This window comes from Methylotuvimicrobium alcaliphilum 20Z (assembly GCF_000968535.2).
GTDB lineage: Bacteria > Pseudomonadota > Gammaproteobacteria > Methylococcales > Methylomonadaceae > Methylotuvimicrobium > Methylotuvimicrobium alcaliphilum.
Genome location: NC_016112.1, coordinates 2,453,040 through 2,478,004 on the forward strand (window position 1 = coordinate 2,453,040; position 24,965 = coordinate 2,478,004).

A 24,965-nucleotide genomic window follows, 5' to 3' on the forward strand; every position below is an offset into this window, starting at 1 on the left:
GCCTTGAGCTTCCTCGACTTACGGTAATATAAGGGTTCTGACTCCTGCCACGGTCACCTCCGTAACAGGTCTCCCCAGTTTCTTCACAATACCTTCTGAACATTCCACTCCCAACCACAAGGTAGGCCCATTTATCGTTTTATCTGCCACAACAACGTAAATGATGGTTTTCAGGCTTCGTCGACTCCCAGGGGACTCGCCGCCTTACCCCGCCGAATCGGATTCGCTTTACTGCGGACTGCTCTTTTGCCTCCAGTTGCTCTCCACCCCACCTCGCGGTGACGCAGTTACTTTCAGCTACGACGTTATGGCTTACGCCGACAGGGACTTACACCCTGCTGATTTTGTGCCCTCCTGGGCGCACTGGGAGCGACGCCTTCGTCGCGATTTTCGAAGCCATTGACTTTCAATACCCACTGATTTTTCCAACAGTACCGTTCCCAGGTATTCGACGAAATAAGTGTAATTCAACTACTACTCCCCCGGTCCTCGGAAATTAACACCGACCTTCTCTGTATAATTAACGCCTCTGCTTCCCAATCTATTATTAAGCTTTTTGGACATCAGCTTATAAGTCGTCAAACTGCTATTCCAATTTTCCCTGGATGATTGCGTCGTGTCGTTACCTTGCTTATTCGTCCAGTGAACAGCAATTGGCGGGTCATGATCCGGGGAAGCGTGCGCCAAAGGTACAATGGCTTTCCCGTTTAATTTTTGTGTATAACCTTCTGCCGATTCGTCCGCGGCTGAGCCTTCACTTAAAAACTTTGTCGAATCGTTTGGGTGTTTCAATGCCGGCAACTTGCTATTTTTTATGCTGCTACGACTTGACGATGAATCCGAATAAAATGTTGAACGTATATTATTTGAACCACGGACACCGGGTTTTAACACAAAAGTGGCGCCGCTCCCTTCCAAAATTACAAAATTCGATGGATGCGAAAAGCTGCTGCGCTCCCAGTCGACCCCTTCTTTACTGTAACTCAATAAACCGGCCGTGCCATCGGTTTTTGTGGTTGAAAAAGAAACGGCTTCTAATTGCCCATCCGCTCCTCGTTTAACAACGGATCTTGCAGCGCTTACTCGCTCGAATAAACCTGTTTTTAAATTCTTAATCCAGGAACCGACTGTGACTGGCTCAGAAACTCCTCCAGTTGGTACCTTCGCACCGCTAGGTACACCTAGATTTTGGTTGGTAACCGGATTAATCGTCATCTTAACCCACCACTGTCCGTCTCTTTCGTAAGGTTCTATTTGTTGCAAACCATAACGGACTTTAATAAAGTTCATAGCAGCCGTTAGTAACGGCTTAGTAATCCGACCTGTTAATTTTCGAGCGGCGGCGACAGCCGCATTCGCCGCCAACTTCAGGCGTTCATTAGGGTCTTTCGGAACGCCGGCTTGCAATAGCGCACTACCGGCCTTCTTCAGCATTTTCCCCAACCAAGCCACAATCTTATCCAATCCCTTATCGATCGGCTTGCGGATTTTATTGATGATACCGACGATTTTTTCAGGAATATTACCGAGGCCCGCGAATTTGGCCAGGAACGCCAACACCAAGGTCAAGGTATTCGCCATCGTTTGCTCGACTCGTTTGGCCGCGGCGGCGATTTGTCCGGCTGCGATCGCCGCGATCGAATTGATGAACGCGCCGACCACTGCGCCGATTTGCCTCAGTTTTTGCACGAAGAACGTGATCGTATTGTAAATCGCGATGATCGCCTGAATCACCGCGCCGGCCGGATTCAGCATGCTAACCAGCTTGGTTATCGCGGCCTTGACGATTTCAGTCGAAACCATTTGCGTGACTTGCGCGATCAGCAGGTCTTTCAATTCGCTCAATTCGGTTTTGATTTGCTCCCAGGCAGCGGCCGGCCCCTCCTTGACCAGCGTCACCAATATTTCCGAGGTTTTTTCCAAACCGGCCAGAATCGGATCGGGAATGATCTTGACCAATTTCGCGCGTATTGCCTGCCAAGTGAGACCCAATACCGACAAGACCAACTTGACGATTTCAATCAGACTGAACGATTTCGGAATGTACACGCCGGCATCCGCCAACGGCCCGACGATCCATTTGATCAACGCGGTTTTCAAATGCTTCACGATATTCCCGGCGAATAGCCGAAAACCCATTTTGCCGGCATTGACCAGATTGCCGACGAAGCCGATAGGATTCCTTAGGATGCTCTGAAACGCCCCTTTGGCTTTTTGCAGATAAGGCATGATACCCGGTGCGACGACCGAAAACAGAATCTCCAATAAACCGATCACTTGATTGAAGGCCCAGATCATGAACTCGCCGGCGATGTTTAAAAACGCGCTAACGATTTTACTAAACGCGCCGGCCACGGTAATGATATCTGCGAACGTCAACGATTTAAGGGTATTGACGATCTTGCCCGGTATGGCTCTGACCATGCCCATCAAGCCGGCCAATGCACCTTGAAACCATGTCCAGGCTCGTGCGACGGCATTGCCTTTTTTGAGGTTTTCCCAGATTTCTTGTTGACCGATCAGCTTCATGAAGCCGCCGATCAAGGTATCGGCATTGCGCGGCATCGGTTCGTCGGTAATCGGATCTTGCCCGAGCACCGCGCATAACAGATCGTAACCGGCCGTGCCCTGCGCCAGCGCTGCCAAAGGTTTGAGAATCGCATCCTTGACCATTTTCAGGATGTCGACGACCAAGCCTTTGGCGAATGAAATCAACCGGCCGATCGGGTCGGTAAAAATACGCTTGGCTCTATTCCATACTCCGCCGAGGTTTAAGATATCCCGCCAGCGGAGCGAATCCAAGAATTGCTTCAAACCGGATACGATCGAAGCGCCGATATCGCCCAACTCCGCAATCTTTTGTTCGACCCAGCTTGCGACCTTGGTGAATACGCCGTGGTTATCGAGCGCCTGCGTAATCAAATGACCACCCGGTATGAACTCGATCAAGGCTCTGAGAATATTGGCCGCGCTGCGGTCGGTCGAACGCATGTTGATCGGATTGAAGCCCAACAATATCGTCAGCATCCGAAAGCCGGGTATGTGATAGGCTTTGTCGGCGAAATAATCCAACGCATCGCGAACGCCGAGCCGCTGTACGGCCGGCGGTGTCGTTGTCGTCGTCACCTGCGGACTCCGCTGCACGGCGGCGCCCTGTTGTATCGTATGGGTCAGTTCGTGTGCGAGCAGTTGCTTGCCTTCGCCGGTACCGGGCCGGTATTGGTCGTGGGAAAAGAATATGTGATTGCGGTAGGTAAAGGCTTTCGCGCTGAGTCGATTGCTCAAGCCGCCGGCTTCGGCGTCGTGATGAATCCTAATGTTGCTGAAGTCGGCGCCGAAGCGAGGCTCCATGAAGCCTCGGACATCGCCTGACAAAGCCTCGCCGCCGGTGGTTTTATTATGAATCGCCGATTGGACTTGGCTACTGACGGCTGGCGCGCCGTCGCCTTTGCGTTGTAATTGTTCTTCTTCTTTTTTCCGGATCTCTTCGTCGCTTGATTCGGCTTTCTGCAGATCTTCCTCGGGAGCTTCGGCCCTTTGTAAGGGCTCTTCCTCTTGCTTTTGCAACTTGTCTTCTGGAGCTTCGGTCTTTTGCAGTATTTCGTCTTCTTGCTTTTGTATCGTTCGCTCGGGCTCTTCGGCTTTTTGGAGCGGTTCTTCCTCTTGTTTTTGGACTTTTTCTTCCGGAAGCTCGGCTTTTTGAAGAGGCTCTTCTTGTTTCTGAACTTTTTCCTCCGGTAATTCCGCCTTTTGCACTCGCTCTTCCGGCGCCGGCATCTTCATGACCTTATCGGCCATGTTATCGGCCTCATTTTCGAATTTGTCGCCGGGCTTGTTGGCCGTCATTTTCAATTGCACGGCCGGCGCTTTCGGTTCGTTCGCGGCAGCAAAAAATCCGCTCGAACCGGCTTTGGCAAAAAAAGCTTGATTGGCCGGTTTCGAAACAGTGCCGGATGATTTTTTTACACCGGTTTTCATAGGCTCCACTCCACCCAAAGCAGGTTTTGCATCCACGGCAGCTTAATCGTTGCAATGTTCCAAGGCAGGCTATCCAATAAAATATCGCAGCTTCGATATTCGACATTCAGTTGCCAGTCGCCATCGCCGCGCCGCATCAGTTTTCCGGGCCTCAGAATAAACGTTCCTCGTAAACTGTCGATCGAGGTATTTCGTAATACGTCCCAATGTTTCACCACGGCAGTCAATAATTCATCGGCTTCGCTTCGTTCTTCGAGACTCAGTTCCGTTAGGGTTTCGACCGGCATCGGCAAGTCGATATTGCACAGTACCTTGGGTAATACCAAGTCGTATTCGTGTGCGGTCGGTTCTCCGGTTGCCAGATAATGCAAAAGCGCTAAAGCCCTGCCGGTTTTAACGATTTTATAGTCTTGCAAACAAGCCGATGCGGTAAACAGTTGCGGCAAAAATGGATGCAGCAACACCAAGCCGGCATTATCGACATAGATGCCTTCGTCGATATCCGGATCGTCGAAGGGATACGATGAATGCGCTAGTGGCTCGTCTTCCTGCCGATGTGTCGCTGGTGTTGGAGACCGTGACGCCAAATCGCTTCTCCGAGAGTCTTGATGTTGCCGCTTTTCTTCGAAATATCGATCCGGCGCGTAGTTTGCATCGTATCGGTCTTTAACAATTTCACCCATTTTGTCCAGCATCGTTTGGCTAACGGCTTGACCCGACGACAATATGACCAACAGGTTCTGCACAACCGTTCTTAAGCGGTCTTCCTCGGCAATTGCGGGCGGTACGGAATCCGTTAAGTCTTGCCGTATTTTCTCGAAAACGACAGCGGTTTCCGGAAAATAGCGAACTAACAAGCGGGCAACGGAATCCGTCGAAAACTGCCGAAGCAAACGAATTCTAGCCGCATCGTCTCGTAAAACTCCGATCAGCGCCTTGCTGAAATGCCGGCCACCCAAGGCGGACTCGTTATCACGCCAGTTTTCGGTCAAAACCTGTTCCAAATTTTGACCAGTCGGCAAACGGAACGACCAAGGCAGGCGGCCTGTCCTCAAAAAAAACAACAGCGCTTCGTTTACGGCTTGTTGTCTCGATTGCCGATAATTTCCGCCGGCGATGAGCGCCCTCGAATCGTCGGTATGCGAAGCGCTAATATCGGCTAAGGCGCTTTCCAGATTGGTAGCAATTCTTTTCGGTAACTCGCTTTCCAGATTATCCAATTCGATGCTTCCGACATCGATCGTCAAGCGTTCGAGATACAGATAATCGTTCGGCGATGAAAAACGCTCCAAAACACCGTCGAGAATTTGAACAATTTTGTCGTGAGTCAAGCGAGTCAATAGGCGTTGTAATTCGACGCCGTCCGCATCGGAGCCGGTCGTTTCGGCATCGAGCGCATAGCATCGAATCACTGCGTTCATCGGAGCAATAAGGTTCGTTCGGTAACGTAATGGCAGCCGTTTGCAGTGATTACGGTGAGTCTTGCGCTAGGTCCAAGGCTCTCGAACCCAACTTCGACTTTTTCGCCGGCATATAACGATTCTGACGTTCGAGCAGATGGAAAATCCCATATCCAGGCAATGATTGGAGGCGATGCTCTCCCTTCGACGCCTCCCGAGAAACTCATTAGGTTCGTACCAACCGACTCGAATGTTATCGTGGGCCGGATATCAGGTCCGTCGCAAAGCCTTCTGAATTCGCCGTCCACGCATTGGTTGCGTTCGCTGCAGTCAAAGGCCGGAATCCGGGTTTCGGTATTGCGCCTGCGGTCTCGTATGATCACACCGTTGAACGCATTGCCGTTAGGCAACGGCTCATTGCTATAACGCACGCTAATATCGAAGACCGGCGCCGGTTGCCCATAGCTCATGGCCCATTCCAGACTGAAGCGTTCGCAAACAAAATGCTCGATTCGCAAGACCGAGAACGGTTCCTTTTCGTCCGGCTCGTATGAGACGATCAGGCGCCCCCTGCCCGCCTCGCCGAATTCGTCGACCAACACTTCTTCTATCGATGCGTTCAGTATTTTAATGGCTCCGCCTATCGTATTATCGAAAGATTGATTCAAGTTAGCCGCCGTGACATCCGCAAAGACTTTTTCTGCACCTATCTCGAAATTTTGACCATTGAAGCGGAAATGGATCAGGTTGCCGCTTAGTCGAACCACCTCATAAGGCGTTTCCGGACCGGGCGCTTGCAGCCATAAACGATAAGCGCAGCGTCTCGACAGACCTTCACACGGTAAATCGCATTCCGCTTCGCAAACAAAGACCAATTCGGTTCTAACGCTACATTGATTACGGTCGACAACTTCGACCGGCAGCATTTGACCGCTCGCTGTCGGCGGTGAAACGAACACATCTTCGCTTAACAATTCGCCGTTTACCGAATACGGCTGCGTGCCGCCGGTAATCCGCACGGTCACGATATAGGCATCGGCATCGGGGCATTGATAATCCGGTTCGAGCAGGCGCAAAGGCTCGGCGATCACGATATCGCGCACGATCGACTCGCTATCGTCGGCATCGATGATGCGAATGCGATGAGCGCCCGTGTTTAATATCAGCGGCTTATCGGTCAAAGGCACATAGGCTTGATCGTTCAGTTGCAAACGATAAGGCGCTTTTCCGCTCAGCGGTATCACGGAAACTTCCGCTTGATGGTTAGGATTCGTGCAGCCCACTTCAATATCGAAGGTCGGCGGCGATTTCGGCAAAACGAATTGAATCGGCGCGCAGTCGGAACAGCACAAATAAGGCAGATAAAAATCGGCGATGACCGAACCGTCCGGTAATTGACCGACAACCGCATCCAAGAGTTTTTGCCAGTTCGACGGCGCTGCTGTCTCCGGACGAAACGGTCTTCCGGTCACGGTTTCAAGTAGCCATTGCAAATCTTTATCGTCCGCCAATGCGGGATTGTTTTTCAGCCTATCGGCAGCCGCCTTTGCTCTTGTATGTGCAACGGATGGCTGCATGCCTTCAACGGTTGATGCTGCGGCGGCAACATTTTTCACTGCGGATACCCCAGATTTTGCTTCGGATTTGGACGTCTGGTGATAGACCAACACGAATGTGCCGCCGATGGGCACGCCGGCTTTATGGCGGATACCCGGATGTTTTTGTAAAAAATGGCTCAGAAAGCGTTTTTTCTTGACTTCGCGAACCCGACGCAACAACTCTTCTTCTATGAGTTCCAGGGCTTCGAGCTTGCATTGATCGAGCATCGATTTCAAGACAAGAGAAAGCGCTTTCCAATCGAGTTCGCCTGCGGTTTCATCGCCTTCCCGCTGTTTTTCGATTTCGGCCGTCCATTGTTTAAGCCCTTCCATGTTTTGCTGCAATGATGGCCAGTCGATTTCGGCGAGATCCTCGACCAATAGATGTTCGAATTTGTGGAGATAACCCACCGACCGAATCGCGGCATTCATCAAAGGGGGTTCGCCGATATCGACCAAATCGCACACATCACGTCCCCGATATTTTTCGGCGAATAAGGCGCCCAGAGTACCTGGCTGACGATCGAGTCTTGCTATGCGGCTTTCGGCGGAGAGAGCTTGCCGGCCGATGTTTTTGTTCAACAAAGCCGATAGCGCCTTAGAAGACGCGCATAAAATTTCTCGCTTGTAGGCTCGGTAGAGCGTCAGTAAATCCTCGAAATAACAGGCATGCTCTTTAAGATCGACGGTTCCGGTTTCTTCGAACGCTCCGGTACGCAATGCCATGATTTGTATCGGCAATCGGTAACGCTCTTTTTGCAGCAGTAGATTTTCCAGTACATCCTGATAGGGTTTGCCTAAGTGTCCTTCGATGCGCAAAAAATTGTAAGGCTCAAGATCGAAACGCAGCGGATCGAGCACGAACGCTTGCGAAGCATATTCAAAGGCGCGGTAGCCTAGATTTTGTGCGTCCCGACCGCGCCGGGTCATAACCGGATTCCATAAGCGATACAACGGCGGATTGCCGTTTTGCAAATAATAGTAAGGAATCGCCTTCTCCGATAATGCGACTGCGCCCAAACGGCTAGGCGTTATCTTGATCTGCTGCGTTGCATCGTTCGTTAATGGCGGCTTATTCGAGAACCGCTCGACCATCTCGACCAAACGCGCGAACAACTGTTGTAGCGTTCGGGTTTGCTCTGTACAGGCGCCGACCGCAGGAGACGGCAAAAAACGATGCCGGTAATGGCCGGGCTCGGCGACGGCTTCGGGAAACAATAAACCCAACATTAAATGCCGTGGAAACAACTCTGTCGGCGGGCCGCATAAACAAATCAACTCAGCCGCTTGCCAGCGGAATTCGTCGTAAGCGGACAACAAGTCGTCGAAACAATCGTAATAATACGGTAGAAATAAAACTTGTTCGGCCGAATCGGGTTGGCTATTCAAAAAACCGAATTTCGCGTCGAAGCCTTCGAACGGATCGTTCGGATAATCGTTCTCGACGAGCGGTTTAAAGGCTCGATACCCGGCCGATAAGGCCTCGCCGACTTTAGCGGCCAAGCCGGAAGAGGAAAAAACAGCGTGAAATGCCGCCAAGACCTGCTGCGAAGTCGCCAAAGACGTACTCGGGACACTGATATTCGGCAAACGCAAATCCGGCAGATTGAAACGTTCGGCCAATTGATTTTCCAAATCGGCGGAACTCAGACCCGCATCGAGGCCGTTGAGCGCGGCAATGATGTCGGCTAAATCGGTGCGTTTGATCAACAAACGCCTAAGCGTGACCGTCACCGACGATCCTTTGTCGTCGCAATTATTCGGACTGCAATTGCGCAGCGGGGCCTTTTTCAACTCCAAAAACAACAGCAGCGCCTTATCGTTCAGAAAACCGGACGGTTGATTCAAGGCTTGGGTATTCGGCTCGCCGTCCGGAAACAGCTCCCAAAGCGGATAGCCTTCAAATGGTGCATACTCGATATCGTTCGGCAGCGTGTAGGAGCGATAGGCGCTCAGCTCGATATCGTCGGCTTGGCTGATCAAATATCCTTCCGAAGTGATACCGACGCCCTTCGATAGCCGAATAACCGCTTCCGGAGACGTCGTGTATTCGAGTTCGAACCCGCATACGATGCCGATACCGATCAGGTTCGAGCGCGTCAGCCGGTTTTGCTCGTCCAAGTAATTAAATACCTGATTCAGATGCCGGTTGCTCAACACCTGATTGGCTTCGAAAATTGGAAATTGATCGTATTCAGCTTTCATGACGTTTTGACCGTATTCATGGGTTTTCAAAGGGCCGTGGTACGGCATTGAGCGAACCGAGGGCCGTTTTATCGAGCCGTACCGGATTATGATCGCTGCCGTCGTCGCAGTCGTGCAGAGTCGCTTCGGGGTAAATAGATTTCAGATCGGCCAGCAAATTGACCACGACTCTCAGCCGGTACGACACGTCGATATAGTCTTGGTAATGCTTATCGAGCAAGGCTTTCAATTCGTCTTCGGTACCGGTTTTAAATTGAGCATCGGAACATAGCACGATCGGTGCCGGCTCGAACGATGACAAATCTTCCGGCGGTTCCAAGCCGTTTTCGACATAGCCGTTCAGCCAATCGGAAAACGCCGTGCCGTAATCGGCAAGAATGCCGGCGGCGCATCGGCACAACGACGTTTCGTCTCCATCGAGCAAAGCCTCGGCCAACAAGGCTTCGACTCTTTCCTGCAGGCGCTGTTCGGTCCAATCGATCGAGGCGTTCGCTTCAAGCCACAAGCACCAAGCCGTTTCGAAACGTTCGAACTGCCGGCCGTAACGGGCGATTTCAGCAAAATGTTCGGTCAACCGAGAAACGATAGTGTTCCATAAAACGGCGCCGATCGCCGCGGCACACTCTATCCCGCCGGGATTCAGGATCGACTCGAATTCGCTTGCCAGCTGCGCCCGCAAAACGTCCGGATCGAAATAATCCAGGGTTTTGCCGTGGTACCAGTCATTGAAGACTCGGCTGAATTCGCTAAAAATCGCTGTTGCACAGTCGCAGGCCTCCTCTTCCGTAGCCTGGTTTTGTTCGAGCAATAGCGCGGCCAACTCGTTCACGAGCGGTTCGCAGGGATTGTCGATAATCCCTTGATTGCCGACCCAACATATTTTGCTCAATAAGTGCGCCGGCGTTTCTTGGCGTATCGTGCGTTCGGCAAACGCTCGCAAATCCAAGTTGACGTTATACGACGAGGTCCAGCCCGGCATGACCCAGGTTAAACGAAACGAATAAGGGTCCTCAAAGCCGCAGGTTTTACATACGCCTTCAGAGCATACGGGATAAAGCGCGTCGCCGGGAAACTTCGGTCTGAGCAGCACATGTTCGACCAGGATCGTTCGTTGGTGCGCGCTCCAATTCAGTAAAACGGCCTTGATCTTTTGCGCCTCGGCCTCTGTCGCCAAATCATCCGGATGAGCGGCGCGCAATACGATCGTATCCTCCTCAAGCGTTAATCGATGAGTCTGCTCATCTATCCGATAAATTTCAGGGTCGCTCATTTGCTTGACGACCGTACGGTAAGCGGCGGTGTTCGATGCAGCGTATGCGTCAAGCTCAAGCGTCCCGGTCAACCAGGGCCGATTATTCCAATCCATCAATTCAAAAGCGATTTCGGTCTTGCCGGCGATGGTTTCCAATGGCGACAATGTCATCTTCAGATCGGCAATGCCCAGCAGCAGATTGACGCGTTTTTTCAGAACCGGATATTGCTTTTGCGCGCAAGCTTCGCCGGTAGTGTCGAACGACCGGTAACGGTACCGGCTAATTTCCGGCAGTCCTTTGAGCAGGGCGAGTTTGGTATCGATCAAGGATGCTTGCGCTTTTTGACGGCCGGCAAGGTCGCTTAGCAATAAGGTGTAGTCGGATAACTGTTCGCCGAAACGGGCCAATAAGTGATCGAGAAACCGGTTACGCCGCTGCAAGAATTCCGGTTCGGACTCGATCAGCTTTTCGAGTTTTTCTTTATCCAAACCGGCGACCAGATCGTCGTAACCATCGATAATATCTTGCGTTAACTCCTTGATAAAATAGGTTTGACGTATGCCGGGGTCCAACGAAAAACAATCGGCACTTTGCGCTAGCTGTGCTATTTGATTGGCTAAGAATTGCTCGAATACCAGCAAATAGGCTTTCAATTGTTTGGCTTGAGCCCGGCGTAATTTGGACGCATGGCTGGGCAGGCCTTCGGGGCTGATGCCATAGCTCTGCGGAAATTCGTTTTGTATCGAAAAATAATGGCCGGGATCTCGGTATGTTCCCTTCGGCAACGGCAGGTCTTTCGGCGTATTTTTGATCTTCGGGCGTTCGGCTTCGCCGCGTAATTGATGCAAGGTCGCAATGGCTTCGTCGTGCCTCGCTTGAAAAGGCAGGCCGTTTTTAAAAAACAAGAATCGCGATGCTTCGCGGTAAAATCGCGGCTGTCTGCGATCGTCGAGCATCAGCAACCAGGCCGCGCTGATTCGATCCGGATTGAACAAAGGCTTGCCGTCGTTTTGCCAAATCGGGTCAGCCTTGCCTTTGACGATTCGGCCTTGCGAATCGTAGAGGGTCAACTGCAGGTTGTTGACCGCCAGAACGCCGTCGATCGCCATCAAACGCTTGACGATATCGGACGTTCTGATTTCCGATTTCAACATTGCTCGCTGCAGATCTTCGGATTTGATGAAACCGTTGTCGAGCGCCGGCCCGTTGAAAATAGCTTCGACCGACAAGCCTTCATCGAGCAATTCTTGCAAACTGTAAAACGCGATCGGCGGGTTCAGATAATGCTCGATTTCCTGCCAGATGCGCGCTTGCACGCGGTCGATATCGACATCGGAGGCCACTTCGAGATCGGCGCATACCGCAATTTCGGCCAACGCTATGCCTTCGATACGGCAATAATCCTCATCGAGATTGCGTCTCTGATGCAATGACAGCTTGGCCTGTTCGACGGCCTTGGCGATCTTGAGCGTTTTGCGCCGGTAGAGCCCGACGATTCCCGAATCCGAAGCGTCCAGCAGCAACTCCTCCAGTTCGTCCAGCGTCGTTTCCCCCTGTGCATCGGCATTGCCGAACACGCGCAGCGTGGCATTGTCGATTGCCAGCGTTAATTCTTCCGATGTCAACAGAAAATCCACATAGAACAATTCCCGCCAATGTCTTTTTAAATAGCTTTCCTTGTCGGCCTGATCCAGAGCCGAGTCGGTCAAGACATCGTAGCCTTTGGCCGCACCGATTCGAACACTGATCTCATAATCGTGGAAATTATCTAAAAAAGCCTGCCATTCGTCCGCTGCGGACAAGGATAAATCAGGGAAACGCACTTCGACGACCCGAGTCTGAACTCTGCCTTCGGCGTCATAAAAAAGGCGCGTTTTCTGAATTTTGCGGGCATTCAAGTCGCCCAGCTCAGGATCGGATTCCAGTTCCAGCAGAACCTCGTATAAACCCAATACCGCTACTTTTTTCGGGGCTAACTCGCCTTGCTCGGGCTTCCGGTAGGACAAAACCAAACGCTCATCGTCGCATAGTGCGTAATAATCGGTTTCGCAGGCGCATTGCTTACAAAATACCCAAGCATTACGCACCGGCTCCAAATCGATTAGCACGCGCCTGAAATCGTCCGGTGTGACGGGACCGTTCGTTAGTATCTCGCGTGCAGTATAAAACGCTTGAGCCGGGAACGGGTCGGCGGCGGTCGAGGATTCTCGGGTCAACAAGTCCTTGATATCCCAACCGCTTCGATAAGCGATATCGGTCAACGCATAACATAAGGCTTCCAGGATCGTGATGCCCGGATCGTGGGTGTTGTAATCGGTCCAATGCCGACTGCCGGCCTGCTCGATATAGCCGATGCCTTCGCGGCGCAACGCAAAAAAGTCTTCGCTAGGCTTTTGCGAATCCAGTCGGGGTAAGAAAACGGCTGGCTCTTTCATGGTTCGCACGGACAGGTTTCGCCGAGTTCATGCACTGCGGCGGGTTTGATGACATCGATTTGGTGTTCGCCGGCCGGCGCCGAAACCAAAATCGATGCCGCAGTCGAGCCTGCCGCCTCATGGACCGCGACGTCTCCTGTCGCCCCGCCGCTATCGTGATACAACACAAAGTCGGTCAAATAATCGACATAAGTCTGCTCTTCGATGAAACGAATCAATACCGATTGATGAATTTTTCCGCCGAAAGAGGGCTTTGCATCGTTCGCAAAAGCCCAGGGCGACAAAAACCGGGTAATCGCTTGGCGTAGCGTATTGCGATAAAACGTCTCGTCGAAGCCTTCATGAAAACGGACTTTACACGAGCAGTGCACGGTCTCGAAGCGCGGATTGCGAACATGCAAGTTGACGAAACAGGGCACGCGCGAACTCAAAAAATCCTTGATTTCATCGAGCAAGCCCAGACTCGTATAGGGTTTGAGGGGATCGCGATACGTTTGGAATCGCAGATTGGGAATCGCGACTAGCGTAACATGGCCCGGCGCGAGTTCCCGGTAGATGAAATCGCCGTTTTCTCCGGGCTCGTACTGAGTATGATTCAGGCATTTGACGCGATAAATTTGCGGAAAGGCTTCCAAAACCAGGTGTTCGTAATCCCAAAGCGCGACCGCTCTGTCCTTATGACGCAAACGTTCGCTAACGCGTGTATAAAAAGCCGACGGCGTTTCGGCGCCACGTCCGCCGAACGCTGAAAAAGGCTGCTCGATCTTTTTGACGGCCGCATTTGGCCGCTCCAACTTGCTAATCGTGCCGGCTTTTAGCGGTTTCGCCGAGAAGCCGGGATCGTTGCCTCGGTCGCTAAAGGTCGCCTGTAAGGCTTGCGCGGAAACGGCCTGTAAACGGCAAACCGCTTCGCTGTGCGATGCAACCGCCGCCCTTAGCCAATGCATGCCGGGGGGCAAAATCGAGTTGTTGTTATCGGCGTCGTTCGGCAGTGCAAACCTGATGATGCCGGAGTTCAATAGACCGCCCGCGCCGTCCTCGACTTCGTCTTTCTTGAAAGCGATCCATTCGTTACCCCGTAGATAACTCCAGTGGATATGCGGGTCGGGTTTGATCGTCAACGGGTCGGCCGTGCCGTCCGCGACTTGGAACAGCAGCGACAGGTTTTGCGGCGGTTCGAGCCCTGTTAGTCCGATGTAAAACTCGGCTTCGCTCATTATTTCGTCATGGTTTTGTTGGAAACGAAAACCCGGTATCAAATAAACCTTACGCGTCGAATTAAGAAACGGATGCTGTTCACAGTGACCGAACGGCGCCAAATGAAAGAAAAAGGCTTGCCTATTCCGCCAAATGCCTGAATCGGTGCTATCGAGCGCAATCATTTGCTCATCCGTGGTGTAATCAAGAGTCAACTCGGTCATCCATGGGCCGACAGGAGGCTTGGGCTTGATAGGCTCGTCACCTAGGACTTCGCCTATTCCCTCAACCATCGTCGAGACACCGGCAACAAGGCCTGCAACGTTATTATTGAATTGAATAGTCTGGGCACCGAAATCCTCAATAAGTTGACTGCCGGCCGACATAACAACCGATGTCTTTTCAGTTACCCACTTACCGGCATTATCGAGCTTGATCATTTCGCTCGCTATCCGATTGATATCATCATGAGTATTGGCTACGAGACTCATAAAAGTATTGATCGTTTGAGTTAGGTTGGTGACCCCCGTTTTTTCTTCTATTTCTTTTGCAATATTGACGACCGTATTTTTCAAATTGGAAAGCCTGGTTACTGTTTCATTCAATCGACCAATGAGATCAGGAACTCCCTCACTAGCATCGTCAGGAGTAAGTAAACCTGGAAGATTACTCCAGTCATTGACGCCAACAAGGTCTATCTCTACGTCAAAAGATTGTTGTAAAAGATTACGGATAGCAGGTCCGATTTCCCCTGTCATTTCGACGTAGACTTGGTTTATTTTTTCAAAAACTTTCTCAGTGTTTTGGATCACTTCAGGAAACCTTTCAATCAAATCATTGGTAACTTCAGCCATCTGAGTGGGTAATTGACTGAGATTTTCAATGACTGAATTGTGCAAATCATTGAATTCTTGCACCCTAGTATTGATTTGGCCGATAAAATCGACTGCCGTCTGCACTCCCTTTGCCAATTCCTTATCGTTATCCATCAGCTTTCTGATGTAATCGATCAAAGCTTTTTCATACTTGTCTTGCCCGAAACCTTCGCTCGTCGAAAACCGCACAAAACCATGACGCGCAGCGGAGTTATAAAACACTGGCTCATTGAAATCGGCGGCATCAACGATGGTTTGATTGATTTCGCTATCTAGCGAATAGGAATCGCTTGTAATCGCTTTGGTCTCGCTAGTCGCTTGTTTCCAGGTCCCCGACTGTAAATAATCGATTTTGATATTGACTTGGGTACCGAAAGGCTCGGGAGGATTTTGCCATTGCAAATTGACTTTCGCTGAAAGCAGTCTTTTTTGAAAGGCTTCTTTGGAACCCAGGATTAATGAACTATTGGCCACCGGAGCTGGGCCGAATGGCTGGAAAGGCTTAGAGGCGACCACCGAACCGAAATCATTGGAAACCTTTAAGGTTCTGAGTCCTTTGACGGCAACGTTCAATCCGATTTTATCGAGCACTGCGTTGGCGAGTAACGCCACAGGATAAAGGCGGTCGCTTTGATGCCGAAATTTGACTAATAAAATCGGCAAGTTGGTTGAAAAATCAAAGCCATGAACTTTAGGGCTATACGCCGTTATTGCAGGATCGGCCCCGGAAAGTTTGATTTTCAATTGAAGCCTGCCTTGCACGCTTTCAAATTTCATTGCCGACTTTTCGAGCCAACCTTCTTCGGTAGACAAAGAACAAACCAGATCCGCTTTCAAATCGCCGGGCAACGTATTGAAAGTAATATCACTCAAATAAAATTCGACCGTCACGGTCCGCTCGCCTTCGGCCAACCATAAATAGTGCGAAGCGATAGCAAAACCCAGTTCGGCCTCGGGCATCGCAATGCTGTCCAGTTGCGCATTGCTATAGCGTTTATTGAAAAAAGGATGCCAAGATTGTTCTTCGTTGGTCAGTTTCTCCCCCAGTCCGTCTTCGGAATCGGCAACCGGCGAGGCATAGTAACGGCCCGACTGTTTAGCCGCGTTGACACCCAATTCGGCAACCGCTTCGCCGCCATGCCGGTAAACGGTCTTCAGCGCCGCGACCTTCGCTTTATTGGCAATGAAATCGCGGTCGTTCGTAAAAAAGGCCTCGATGCCTGACTCGTCCTTTCCGGCCTTGAACGACACGCCACTATCGAACAGGTGGCTGTCGGCATGTTTAGCCAATTCGGCCAATAAATGGACCCGAGGCGGTTCGGCGGGTTTTTCCTTGAGCTGTAAAATGTCCCGGTAATAAAAATCCAGGTGCCGGCTTGTCAAGGTGTTGATCTCGGCCCGCGTCCCTTCGAATAAGCGTAAGAAGGCGATCAGCAGCGCATAATGCGGTTCATGATTGCCGTTTTGAATGAACGAATGTTCCAATTCTTGTTTGGCTTCAACGACGATGCGCGCATAGATTTTTAAAAAATCATCGAATATCGATGTAAAAAGGTTGTGACTGGCGATCGAATTATGGATCGAAAACCAATAATTCGGATTGGACGGGTCAAGCAGTGGGCCGAAAACCCCCGCATCCTTGACGATGCTGTCGATGTAATGCGGCCAATCCGGAAAGTTGCCGATGATCCAATCTTTCGAAAAGGGCCTTCGATAGATATCGCCGAAGGCTTGGGCTTCTTGACCGAATATCGTCAATTCCGCAGCAACGTCCAGCTCGTCGGCGGTCAATCCGAAATCGCTCTCGTAAGCCTTGTAGTAGGCGATAAGCCGTTTGAAACCTTGCGCCGACTGCGATCGTATGCGGTTTTGCAAAAGATTTTTCAGCGCCGTATCGACCGGCAAGTTTTCTTTCAAGCGGTCTAGTCGCTTGGCCATGGTCGCCGCGATACTGAACAAGAAACCCAAGCGTTGTTTGAGCGCCTCTGCTTGCGTTCGATTGCCGCTATTATTCAAAAAATCGAAATAGGCTTTGACTGCCGAGCGGTACGCGTCGACGTCTTGTATCGCGGCGACAGCCAACAACACAGAGACATCCTTATCGAAAAAACTTTGCCAATCGCCGGTGACGCTGTTGTTCGGGTCATAATAATTGAGATAGGCCGAATAGGCTTTTGCAAACACCAGACCGTACTCCGGTCCTCGTTCATTGACCGGCACATGGTTCGGATCCAAAGCCTTCGGCACACGCAAGTCTCGGCTGCTGCCTTCATGCGCTAGCCTCGAGGCATCGGTGTTTTGTTTGCAATCCGAGTTGGCCATGATTCAATCGCTATCGGGCAAGAGGTTGACGGCTGCGGTTAGGTTAATATCGGTACCCTCCAATTTGTAATAGGGATAAACGAAATTGAAGCGCGAGTTCGTAGCCTTGACGCGGTAGATCACTTCGATCAATACCACGCCCTCGAGCTCCAGGCTATCGTCGAGCCGAACGCTTTCCAGTTCGACACGCGGCTCATGATATAAAATCGCCGATTCCACTTTGTCCGCCATCAAGGTCTTCATGCGCGTATCCAAATTTTCGAACACCAACTCCTGCAAATTACAGCCGTATCTAGGCAGCATCGTGCGCTCGCCTTGCGCGGTGCTCAGTAGAATCTCAAGGCTCGAAGCGATGTCCGCTTCGGCTTCGAGCATCGTAACGCCGCCACTTGCCCGGTTGAATGTCGGCGGAAAAGACCAGCCGCGTCCGAGAAAACTCATGTCATCCTCCTATCAATACTGTCGGCATACCGGGCGGCAGGATCGCGCCGCCCGAAGCGCTCGAATCGCCGACACGCGCGGCCGGCATGCCGCCGATCATGACCGTTGCCGAACCCATGATAATCGCATCGACTCCGCACGAATCTCCCAAGCGCGCCGCCGGCAGACCGCCGATCAAAACGGTCGGTTCGCCCGGCGGAATGATCGGCACCGGGGCGCCTTGCGTCGCGGTGCTGACGATCATGTCGGTGATTCTGGCTGCCGGTAACATCGCTTCATCTCCTCAATTGATCTGCACGACGCCGCCTTGGATCGTGGTGCTGGCACTGCCCTTGACCGTGGTGCTGGCGCCGGAAATTTCGGCCGAACCGGAACCCGAGGCCTTGAATTCGGCTTGCGCGCTCAGTTCGGTATTGATGCCTTCGATCTTGACGTCACCGGCGGCTTGTAATATCAAGTCTTTGACGCTTTCGAGCTTGATGCCGTCGGCATTCATGGTGACTTTATTGCCGTTCTGATCCTCGATCACGACAGCCTGATCGGCTTCGGACAAAGTCAGACGGTTGCCGCCCGGCGTTTCGAGCACGACGACCTTGTTTTCATCGTCGAAGGTCAGGGCCATCTTTTCGCGGCTGACATAGCCTTTCAGATGATTGTCGTCCTTCGCTGTCTCCGGCGCCGGTTTCGCACTGCTGTGGCACATGCCCAACACGACCGGATAACGCGGATCGTCACCGAGAAATCCGACCACGACTTCATCGCCGATCTCGGGCCGAAAAAATGTTCCTCGACCGTCGCCGGCATCGAGCGTTGCAAGCCTTGCCCAAATGCCTTCATCGGCCGTGTCGACCAGCGGCAGCCGAACCTTTATTCTGTCTTCGCCTTTGGGATCGCTTTCCAATACCGTCACGACGCCCATTTGCAATCCGCAGACCGACGGCAATAATCCCGCCGCCGGCAACGGGCGTAAATTATAGGTTTCGGCGAATAGATCGGGATTTAGGCCCAGTTGCGCATCGGTTTCCCAGTTGCCGCCGGAAACGCAATGCCGCACGCCCGACACATAAAACAGTCCGGCAAAGCGCTCGCCGATGCCGCTGACTTCGATCACGGTCCCCGGCATGACCTCGGCAATGCCTTGAAATTTCGCTCGGCCTCTGATTCTGGCTAGACGCTCCTTCAACAAACGCGCATCGGCCCAGGTTTTCAATTCCGGCTGACTCAATCCGCCGCCATGGCGTATTTCATGCATTTCAGTGCCTAATATCGCCGCCAATGTCTCGGCATCGATATTGCCGGCACTGGCGGATTTCGGTTCGGAAGCTTCGGCTTCGATCAATGTCTGATCGGCCGCATGCCAAGCCGTAGCCTTGATTCCGGGACTTTGCAAACGTGCATCGATTTCGGCATCCAGTTCCAACAGGGTCGAACCGTAACCGACCTTCACGACCGATTCTTCGCCGGTTGCGGGCTTGCCGACGGTAATCGCATCGTCGCCGACATTGACGACGAAACCGTTCGCTTCGGCCCGGCATAGCATAAAATCCCAATCGGTCGATTCGAATTGCACGACCTCTTGTAAATCCGGTTCCGTCGTATCGCTCGTGCCGGTCAAGCCGTAATCGCCGAATAATGTTTCGATAATGTCGCTGTCTTTTTGTTCGGTAAAGTAGCGGCTGTGTATGCCGGACGTCATTTTGACCGCTTCATGCCGGCAGTCCAGAATCAAGAGGCTTTCGTTTTTTCTGAGCTTGATACTATGCTTGACGATCATGCCTTTAAATACCGTGGCGTTTTGCGAGCGGTAACCGAACTGAATCTCGATCTTTTGACCCGGAATGAACAATCCGGTATTACTGGCGGGAAAGTCGGCTTGCGCCGCTTCGCCGTCTTTCAGTTGAATCGTGGCTGACGGAATCCGGTTCAATTCTTTATTGACGCTGACCGATAGCACCTGAAATTGTCCCGGAATTTCGGTGCCGTCGATTAATAAGGCCACCGTGCAGACATCGGGAGTGGCCGGCGTTGGAATGGCGGATTCGTTTCTCATGGTCGAGCCGTTTTGTTGACCGGAGGAAACATGATTTCACGGCCGGGTTCGAGCGACCTGAAGTGATCCAATCGGTTGATTTTTGCGATTTCCAAGTAATAACGCGGATCGCCGTAGATTTTGTAACACATCAGCGGCAACGTATCGCCGGCCTTGACTCTGCGGCTGTGGCTCAAGTCGGGCGAGCTTTTGTTTTCTTTCGCGGCGCGTTTTTCTTCTTCGATACTGCTTTTGAACTTGACCTTGACCAATGCCCGTATCGGCGTGCCGTCCGGTCTGAACAGTTTGTAAGTAATGCCGACTTCGACGACCCGCCCCTTAAAAATCGAATGCTCGCCCCAAACCAGCTTAAAATGACGCGGTTCGTGAGCATCGCCTTTATAGCCGGTCAACACTTCCTTGAACGCCTTGATGTCGTCGGCGATCGAGTCGCGCGGTTTACCGTCGATGATGCCGGTATTGTCGAATAAAAATTCGAAGGAAATTTCTTCCGGTTCGGTATATTCGTATTTTAATTGTTGACCGCTGGTCCCCTGCCCTTGCCCGGATTCGGAAAACTTAAGCTTATAGTCGAGCGTATAGCTCTCCGGATTGATCAAGGCCTCGAAGCTTTCGTCGGCTTCGAGCAAGCCGCCGCTTTCGGCTTTTTCCGAATCGGAGAAAGCCAGTATCAACATCTTTTCCAATTTCCCGTTTTCGGCCATCAGCGCTCCGTTTTATTTTGCAGAATCTGTAAAACTTGTTCGACGCACTCGGCAATCAAGGCATCTTGGTCGATCGGATTTGCCGCCGAACCTCCTCTGCCGGCATTGCCCGGTTCTTGCCATAAACTCCCTTCTTCGGGCGGGTTGACCGTGACTTTGATATGCAGTTCTTTGATTTCAATCGGCATGGCGGACTCAGGTTTGCACCGTGAAATAACGGTAGGTCAATTCGATCGTTTCGATGACGACCGCGCTTTCGTTGGCGTTGAAATCGCCGATCTGCCATTTTTTCGGTATCGCCTGAGCGACTTTCCAAGTTCGCAAGGGCTCACTTTTTTCATTCATCAAAATTACATTGACCGACGCGGGCTTGAACACACGGTCGCGAAAGGCATCGAGCAACCAATCGATCACGTCGGAATCGGTCAACATACCGCGTTTCAAGACCATGTCGGCATACTTGGTTCGGACCGGCAATTTATGTTCGAAACGGTTTTCGCCGCCTTCCTTGAAACTTTCATAATCGTATTCCACGGTGAGACCCGAGACCGACTGAAACCGGACGTCATTGCTCACTTGGCTGATGCCGAACTCCACTTTGTAATAAAAGCCGAGCGGCGGATAGTAATCGGCCATCGGCGTTATACTTTCATTAGTTTGAGTCCTTCGTGCGCGACTTCGATGGTTTCGATCGCGACTTCATTGGCGTCGGACTTTAAATCGGGCGCGGTGACCTTGACCGGAAAACAACGTGTCGCCGACCAAGCCGCAACCGGTTCGTGTTTTTCGTTCAATAAACGAATCACGACATCGCGGCGGCCTTCGACTCGTTCGTTGGCGATTTCGTCGAGCCAATCGTTATAATCGAAGTCGCCTTCGAATTTGCCGCGTTTCATCGTGATATTGCTGAGTTTGATCAGTCCGGGCATGCTGATCTTGCTGAAATCCTTGCTGTCGCTATGCCGGTATTCGACCTTTTCACGCTCCATCACAAGGCCAGTGACTTCGGTAAAACTCAATTTTGCACCGCCCCAATCCACTTGAAAGTGAAAACGCGGTAATGGATAAACTTGCGCCATGATGATGCCCTCTTGTTTGCTAAAGTATGTCGGCCGCTAAAATCAGGATTCGGGCATTTTGTGCGAGAATCTGAGAATGATGAATTCGGCCGGCCTAACCGCAGCCATGCCGATTTCGATAATCATCCGGCCTTCCAAAATATCGAGCGGCGTCATCGTTTTACCCAAGCCCACCGCGACATAAAAGGCATGCTCCGGCTTGATGCCTTGCAACGCGCCTTGCCGCCATAACACGGTCAAGAAGTTTTCGATCATCGCCTGTACCTTGACCCAGGTATTCGCATCGTTCGGTTCGAAAACGAATTGTTCGGTCGCCTTTTTGGTCGATTCCTCGACGAAAATAAAAAAACGTCTGACATTGACATAACGCCATTCGTTGTCGTTGCCGGCTAGAGTACGGGCACCCCAAACTAGTGTGCCTTTGCCTATGAATGGCCGAATCGCATTGACCGATTTGCCGGCCGTCGGATCGACGTTCATTCGATCTTGCTGCACGTTCGAAAACTCAATCGTCGGCTTGATCGCGGCAGTCACACTGACGTTCGCCGGTGCTTTCCAGACCCCCCGGCTGTTGTCGACCGCCGAGTAAATACCCGCGATCGCGCCGCTCGGCGGCATTTTACAAGGCAAGTCTCGAATCGCCGCCTTAGCCTTTTGATAGACCTGATTGTTTCCGCTTATCAAGGTCTCGAGTTTAACAGGGCTCGCTGACGTGCCGTCGATCACATGAACGAAATCGACTTCATTTTCATCGATCGCGAAATCGAGTACGGTTTCTATATTCGGCGCATAGGCCGCACCGTATTTGAGATTGTTCGCTCCGATTCCGTCGCTTCTAAAATTACCGATGCCGGTCAACAGGTTAGCGGCGCTGTTGGACATCGACACCGACCCTCCGTGAACATCCATGATGACGAAACGGTCTTTCAAGGCTTCGCATTGCGCCAACGCCCGATTGTGTAAGGTCGCGAAGTCGCTGATACCACTGAGAAACTGTGCTTCCGGAAATATGATCAAGGTCGGTTCGTCCGCAGTTTCCAATGCTTCCAATCCTGCCTCCAGATCGTTTCTAACCAGATCACCGCCCAAATCCTTATAAGGGTTGACCGAAACGATATAGCAAGGTCCGCCACCGTTCGCGAAAAACAATAGCAGCGCATAATACATAACATGTTTCGAACGGTTGCCTTCCGCCAATGTCGCAACCGCCGTTTGTGTCAATGTATTTCCGTCTTCGTCCTGCGTTTCGTTGAGCGTCACGACTATTGCCTCCTCGGGTTGGGGACCGCCGAAAAGACTTTCGTATTCAACCAGCGAGGCAATACGCGTCGGTTTGAGATGAAGGTCGTCATCAACGAATTCCATGGCCTTCTCGGTGTAACCGATAAACGCGGGAATCGCGGTTTCGACCGGTGCAATGGACGGAGGGAATTTCGGAATTTCCTCGATATAAACGCCAGGAGTTTTATACGCTGTAGCCATGATAATTACCGATTCATATTAAAGATTACTCATAAATCTCCGAAACGAGTTTAATCACTCTATCGCCGCTTAAAACCGGCTTGACTGAGTTTTCGGAGGGTTTGCGGCGATTGCCGGCATTGCCGAAATAAGTTGAGGGCAACGGCTCGGCGGTTTCGAATTCCAAGGAACCGTTGCTTTGGTTTAAATAATGCCAAAATGTCGAGCGATTTTTTAGTCGCACATGAAACGAAGGCGGGGTTTGCTTTGCCCTGCCCTGACTATCGATCAAACTGAATCGGCTATCGCCCGGTCTTTCGGCATGCAAGCGAATCAGCGCAAATACATCCTTCGGCAGATTCGAATCCAAGGCAATACCGCGAAAAACCGCGCCCTCCATCTCCGGCACTTCCATTACCGGAACATCGCCTTGATGTACATAAACCGGCCAAAGCCCGGCTTGATCGGTAATCGTATGAAGGAGATCGCCCGGCTGGTCTGCGATAAGCTGTGTCAGCGAGTTGCCCGATAAGCCTATCGCTTCGACGAGATCGTCATTGGCGATAGCCGGAAATTCCTTGGATAAAAACAGGACTTCATCGTTGCCGGCACCTCGAGAAGCACCGGTCAAATTCGATAAGACCGGTACGTTTTCCTTGTACAAATAACGTTTGCCTAGTTCGGCATCATAAAGATCGACGATGCGTTGCCGTCTCAGCGTCAACGCGGTGTAATTAATGAATGCCGGGTTGCGCACGATAACCGCAAACTCGAAAAGCGCATCGCTAGCGATAACAGCCTCTTCCGGAACCGCCGCGATCACGCCCAAAGTGCTATTGATCACAATAGCCCGATAGGCTTCAAGCTGTTTCTCTGTCGATGAGGTCGGCCGAATCTCAAGGAAGGTGCGGACATCATAAGACGATAAGCGTTGTTGTTTTTTCAGCGGGTCGGCGATCGAATCGAATACGGTTGAGCCATCGTCCAGCCAATAGTGATGCAGCACCTTCACTTCGAAGAGGCGCCGATATTTAACGCGAATTTGCTCACTCATTGGCGACCGCCAATCCGGATTTATGCCGGAAATCGTGAACGACTTCAGTAATGACGCCCCTCTCGCTTTTGACCGCCCGGAATTTCAAATCCAACATACGCAGTACATAGATCGCAAACGGGTATTGTTTACCGCCCAAGGTTCCCCAGAGGTGATTGACTTCCTCCATCGTCGGAGAATACAGATCGAAAATCAGTTTGAACGATTCGAGTTGATCGAGCGGATTGGCGGGCGCATTATTCGAAATCGACGCCGGATCGACCGTGTCCTGCGTGAAAACGTTTTGCGCCTGAAAGAAGCGTATCGCTCGCGACAGCATCAATAAGGCATTGGTGTAATTACTGTGCGAGGCGACGATCAGTATTTGAAAATTGAGAAAGGTCGGCGGGTTTTCATAGACGGTGCGGAGTGTAACGTCGTTGCGCGTGTAGTTCGGCACGTTTTTTAAGGTTTTTTCTTCCTTGATGTTGACCAACGACAAATAAAGCACATCACGCGGATTCGCGCCCGCCCCGTTTCCGAAACCGTCGGCTAGGTTCCCCAAGCGACAGACATTCATGACATCCGCCCCGTAATGGCCAGTCAAATGTCGATTGAGTTCGTTCAGGACTATCGTCAGAGCATGTGCGATCATGCGGTGCTTCCTATTACCGAATTTATTCATTGAATAGCTTTTCATGAATAAACGGCAAAAACGATGCCATGCTCGACGAATCGATTAATAATACAAATTATTGATAAATATAAGAAAATATTAGATCGAATTCGTCACGTTTTGCTCTCTGTAACAACAGCCTGTTACAGAGAACGAAGGAAAGCTTATCAATCGAATAGAATATGCTTTATTAACAGAGACTTGAAATCTGTAACATTAAGGTGTTACAGACTGTGACAGTTGTATTCGAATTACTGT

General features: G+C 51.4%; 15 protein-coding genes. All 15 read right to left on the minus strand.

Translation table 11 applies throughout. From position 1 onward, the window contains the following. Positions 1-474: 474 nt before the first annotated feature. From MEALZ_RS10615 to MEALZ_RS10690, 15 genes are read right to left on the minus strand one after another with little or no spacing between them, the layout of a single operon-like run. Positions 475-3,978, minus strand: coding sequence for an eCIS core domain-containing protein (locus tag MEALZ_RS10615; protein ID WP_014148641.1), 3,504 nt, complete (start codon positions 3,976-3,978; stop codon positions 475-477). Beyond that, entirely contained in the window at positions 3,975-5,399 is a 1,425-nt protein-coding gene (locus MEALZ_RS21000) for a contractile injection system tape measure protein (RefSeq protein WP_014148642.1), read from the minus strand. The genes MEALZ_RS10615 and MEALZ_RS21000 overlap by 4 nt, the downstream gene beginning before the upstream one ends. Then, the gene (locus tag MEALZ_RS10625; protein ID WP_046061531.1) at positions 5,396-9,181 is read right to left on the minus strand and encodes a hypothetical protein; all 3,786 of its coding nucleotides are present in this window, start codon (positions 9,179-9,181) and stop codon (positions 5,396-5,398) included. Before MEALZ_RS10625 ends, MEALZ_RS21000 begins: the two co-directional genes overlap by 4 nt. Before the next feature lie 16 nt (positions 9,182-9,197). Then, positions 9,198-12,869 (minus strand): hypothetical protein, encoded by a 3,672-nt coding sequence (locus MEALZ_RS10630; RefSeq protein WP_014148644.1) that lies wholly within the window; start codon positions 12,867-12,869, stop codon positions 9,198-9,200. Then, positions 12,866-17,263: a baseplate J/gp47 family protein gene (locus tag MEALZ_RS21005; RefSeq protein WP_014148645.1), complete on the minus strand. Its 4,398-nt coding sequence runs from the start codon at positions 17,261-17,263 to the stop codon at positions 12,866-12,868. The genes MEALZ_RS10630 and MEALZ_RS21005 overlap by 4 nt, the downstream gene beginning before the upstream one ends. 3 nt (positions 17,264-17,266) lie before the next feature. Beyond that, entirely contained in the window at positions 17,267-17,704 is a 438-nt protein-coding gene (locus MEALZ_RS10645) for a GPW/gp25 family protein (RefSeq protein WP_014148646.1), read from the minus strand. A gap of 1 nt (position 17,705) precedes the next feature. Then, positions 17,706-17,975 (minus strand): PAAR domain-containing protein, encoded by a 270-nt coding sequence (locus MEALZ_RS10650; RefSeq protein ID WP_014148647.1) that lies wholly within the window; start codon positions 17,973-17,975, stop codon positions 17,706-17,708. A 12-nt stretch (positions 17,976-17,987) separates the two neighbouring features. Continuing rightward, positions 17,988-19,754 (minus strand): type VI secretion system tip protein VgrG, encoded by a 1,767-nt coding sequence (gene vgrG, locus MEALZ_RS10655; RefSeq protein ID WP_014148648.1) that lies wholly within the window; start codon positions 19,752-19,754, stop codon positions 17,988-17,990. Further along, positions 19,751-20,458: a CIS tube protein gene (locus MEALZ_RS10660; RefSeq protein ID WP_014148649.1), complete on the minus strand. Its 708-nt coding sequence runs from the start codon at positions 20,456-20,458 to the stop codon at positions 19,751-19,753. Before MEALZ_RS10660 ends, vgrG begins: the two co-directional genes overlap by 4 nt. Next, positions 20,458-20,646 (minus strand): DUF5908 family protein, encoded by a 189-nt coding sequence (locus tag MEALZ_RS10665; protein WP_014148650.1) that lies wholly within the window; start codon positions 20,644-20,646, stop codon positions 20,458-20,460. The genes MEALZ_RS10660 and MEALZ_RS10665 overlap by 1 nt, the downstream gene beginning before the upstream one ends. A 7-nt stretch (positions 20,647-20,653) precedes the next feature. After that, a complete protein-coding gene (locus MEALZ_RS10670; RefSeq protein WP_014148651.1) occupies positions 20,654-21,094 on the minus strand; it encodes a phage tail protein in 441 nt (146 codons plus the stop codon). Positions 21,095-21,099: 5 nt separating this feature from the next. Further along, positions 21,100-21,537, minus strand: coding sequence for a phage tail protein (locus MEALZ_RS10675; protein WP_014148652.1), 438 nt, complete (start codon positions 21,535-21,537; stop codon positions 21,100-21,102). A 42-nt stretch (positions 21,538-21,579) separates the two neighbouring features. Continuing rightward, positions 21,580-23,019 carry a phage tail sheath family protein gene (locus MEALZ_RS10680; protein ID WP_014148653.1) on the minus strand — a complete coding sequence of 480 codons (1,440 nt, stop codon included), beginning with the start codon at positions 23,017-23,019 and terminating at the stop codon, positions 21,580-21,582. A 25-nt stretch (positions 23,020-23,044) separates the two neighbouring features. Further along, a complete protein-coding gene (locus MEALZ_RS10685) occupies positions 23,045-24,052 on the minus strand; it encodes a hypothetical protein (RefSeq protein WP_014148654.1) in 1,008 nt (335 codons plus the stop codon). Continuing rightward, positions 24,045-24,686 (minus strand): DUF4255 domain-containing protein, encoded by a 642-nt coding sequence (locus tag MEALZ_RS10690; protein WP_014148655.1) that lies wholly within the window; start codon positions 24,684-24,686, stop codon positions 24,045-24,047. The genes MEALZ_RS10685 and MEALZ_RS10690 overlap by 8 nt, the downstream gene beginning before the upstream one ends. Between the last annotated feature and the right edge of the window lie 279 nt (positions 24,687-24,965).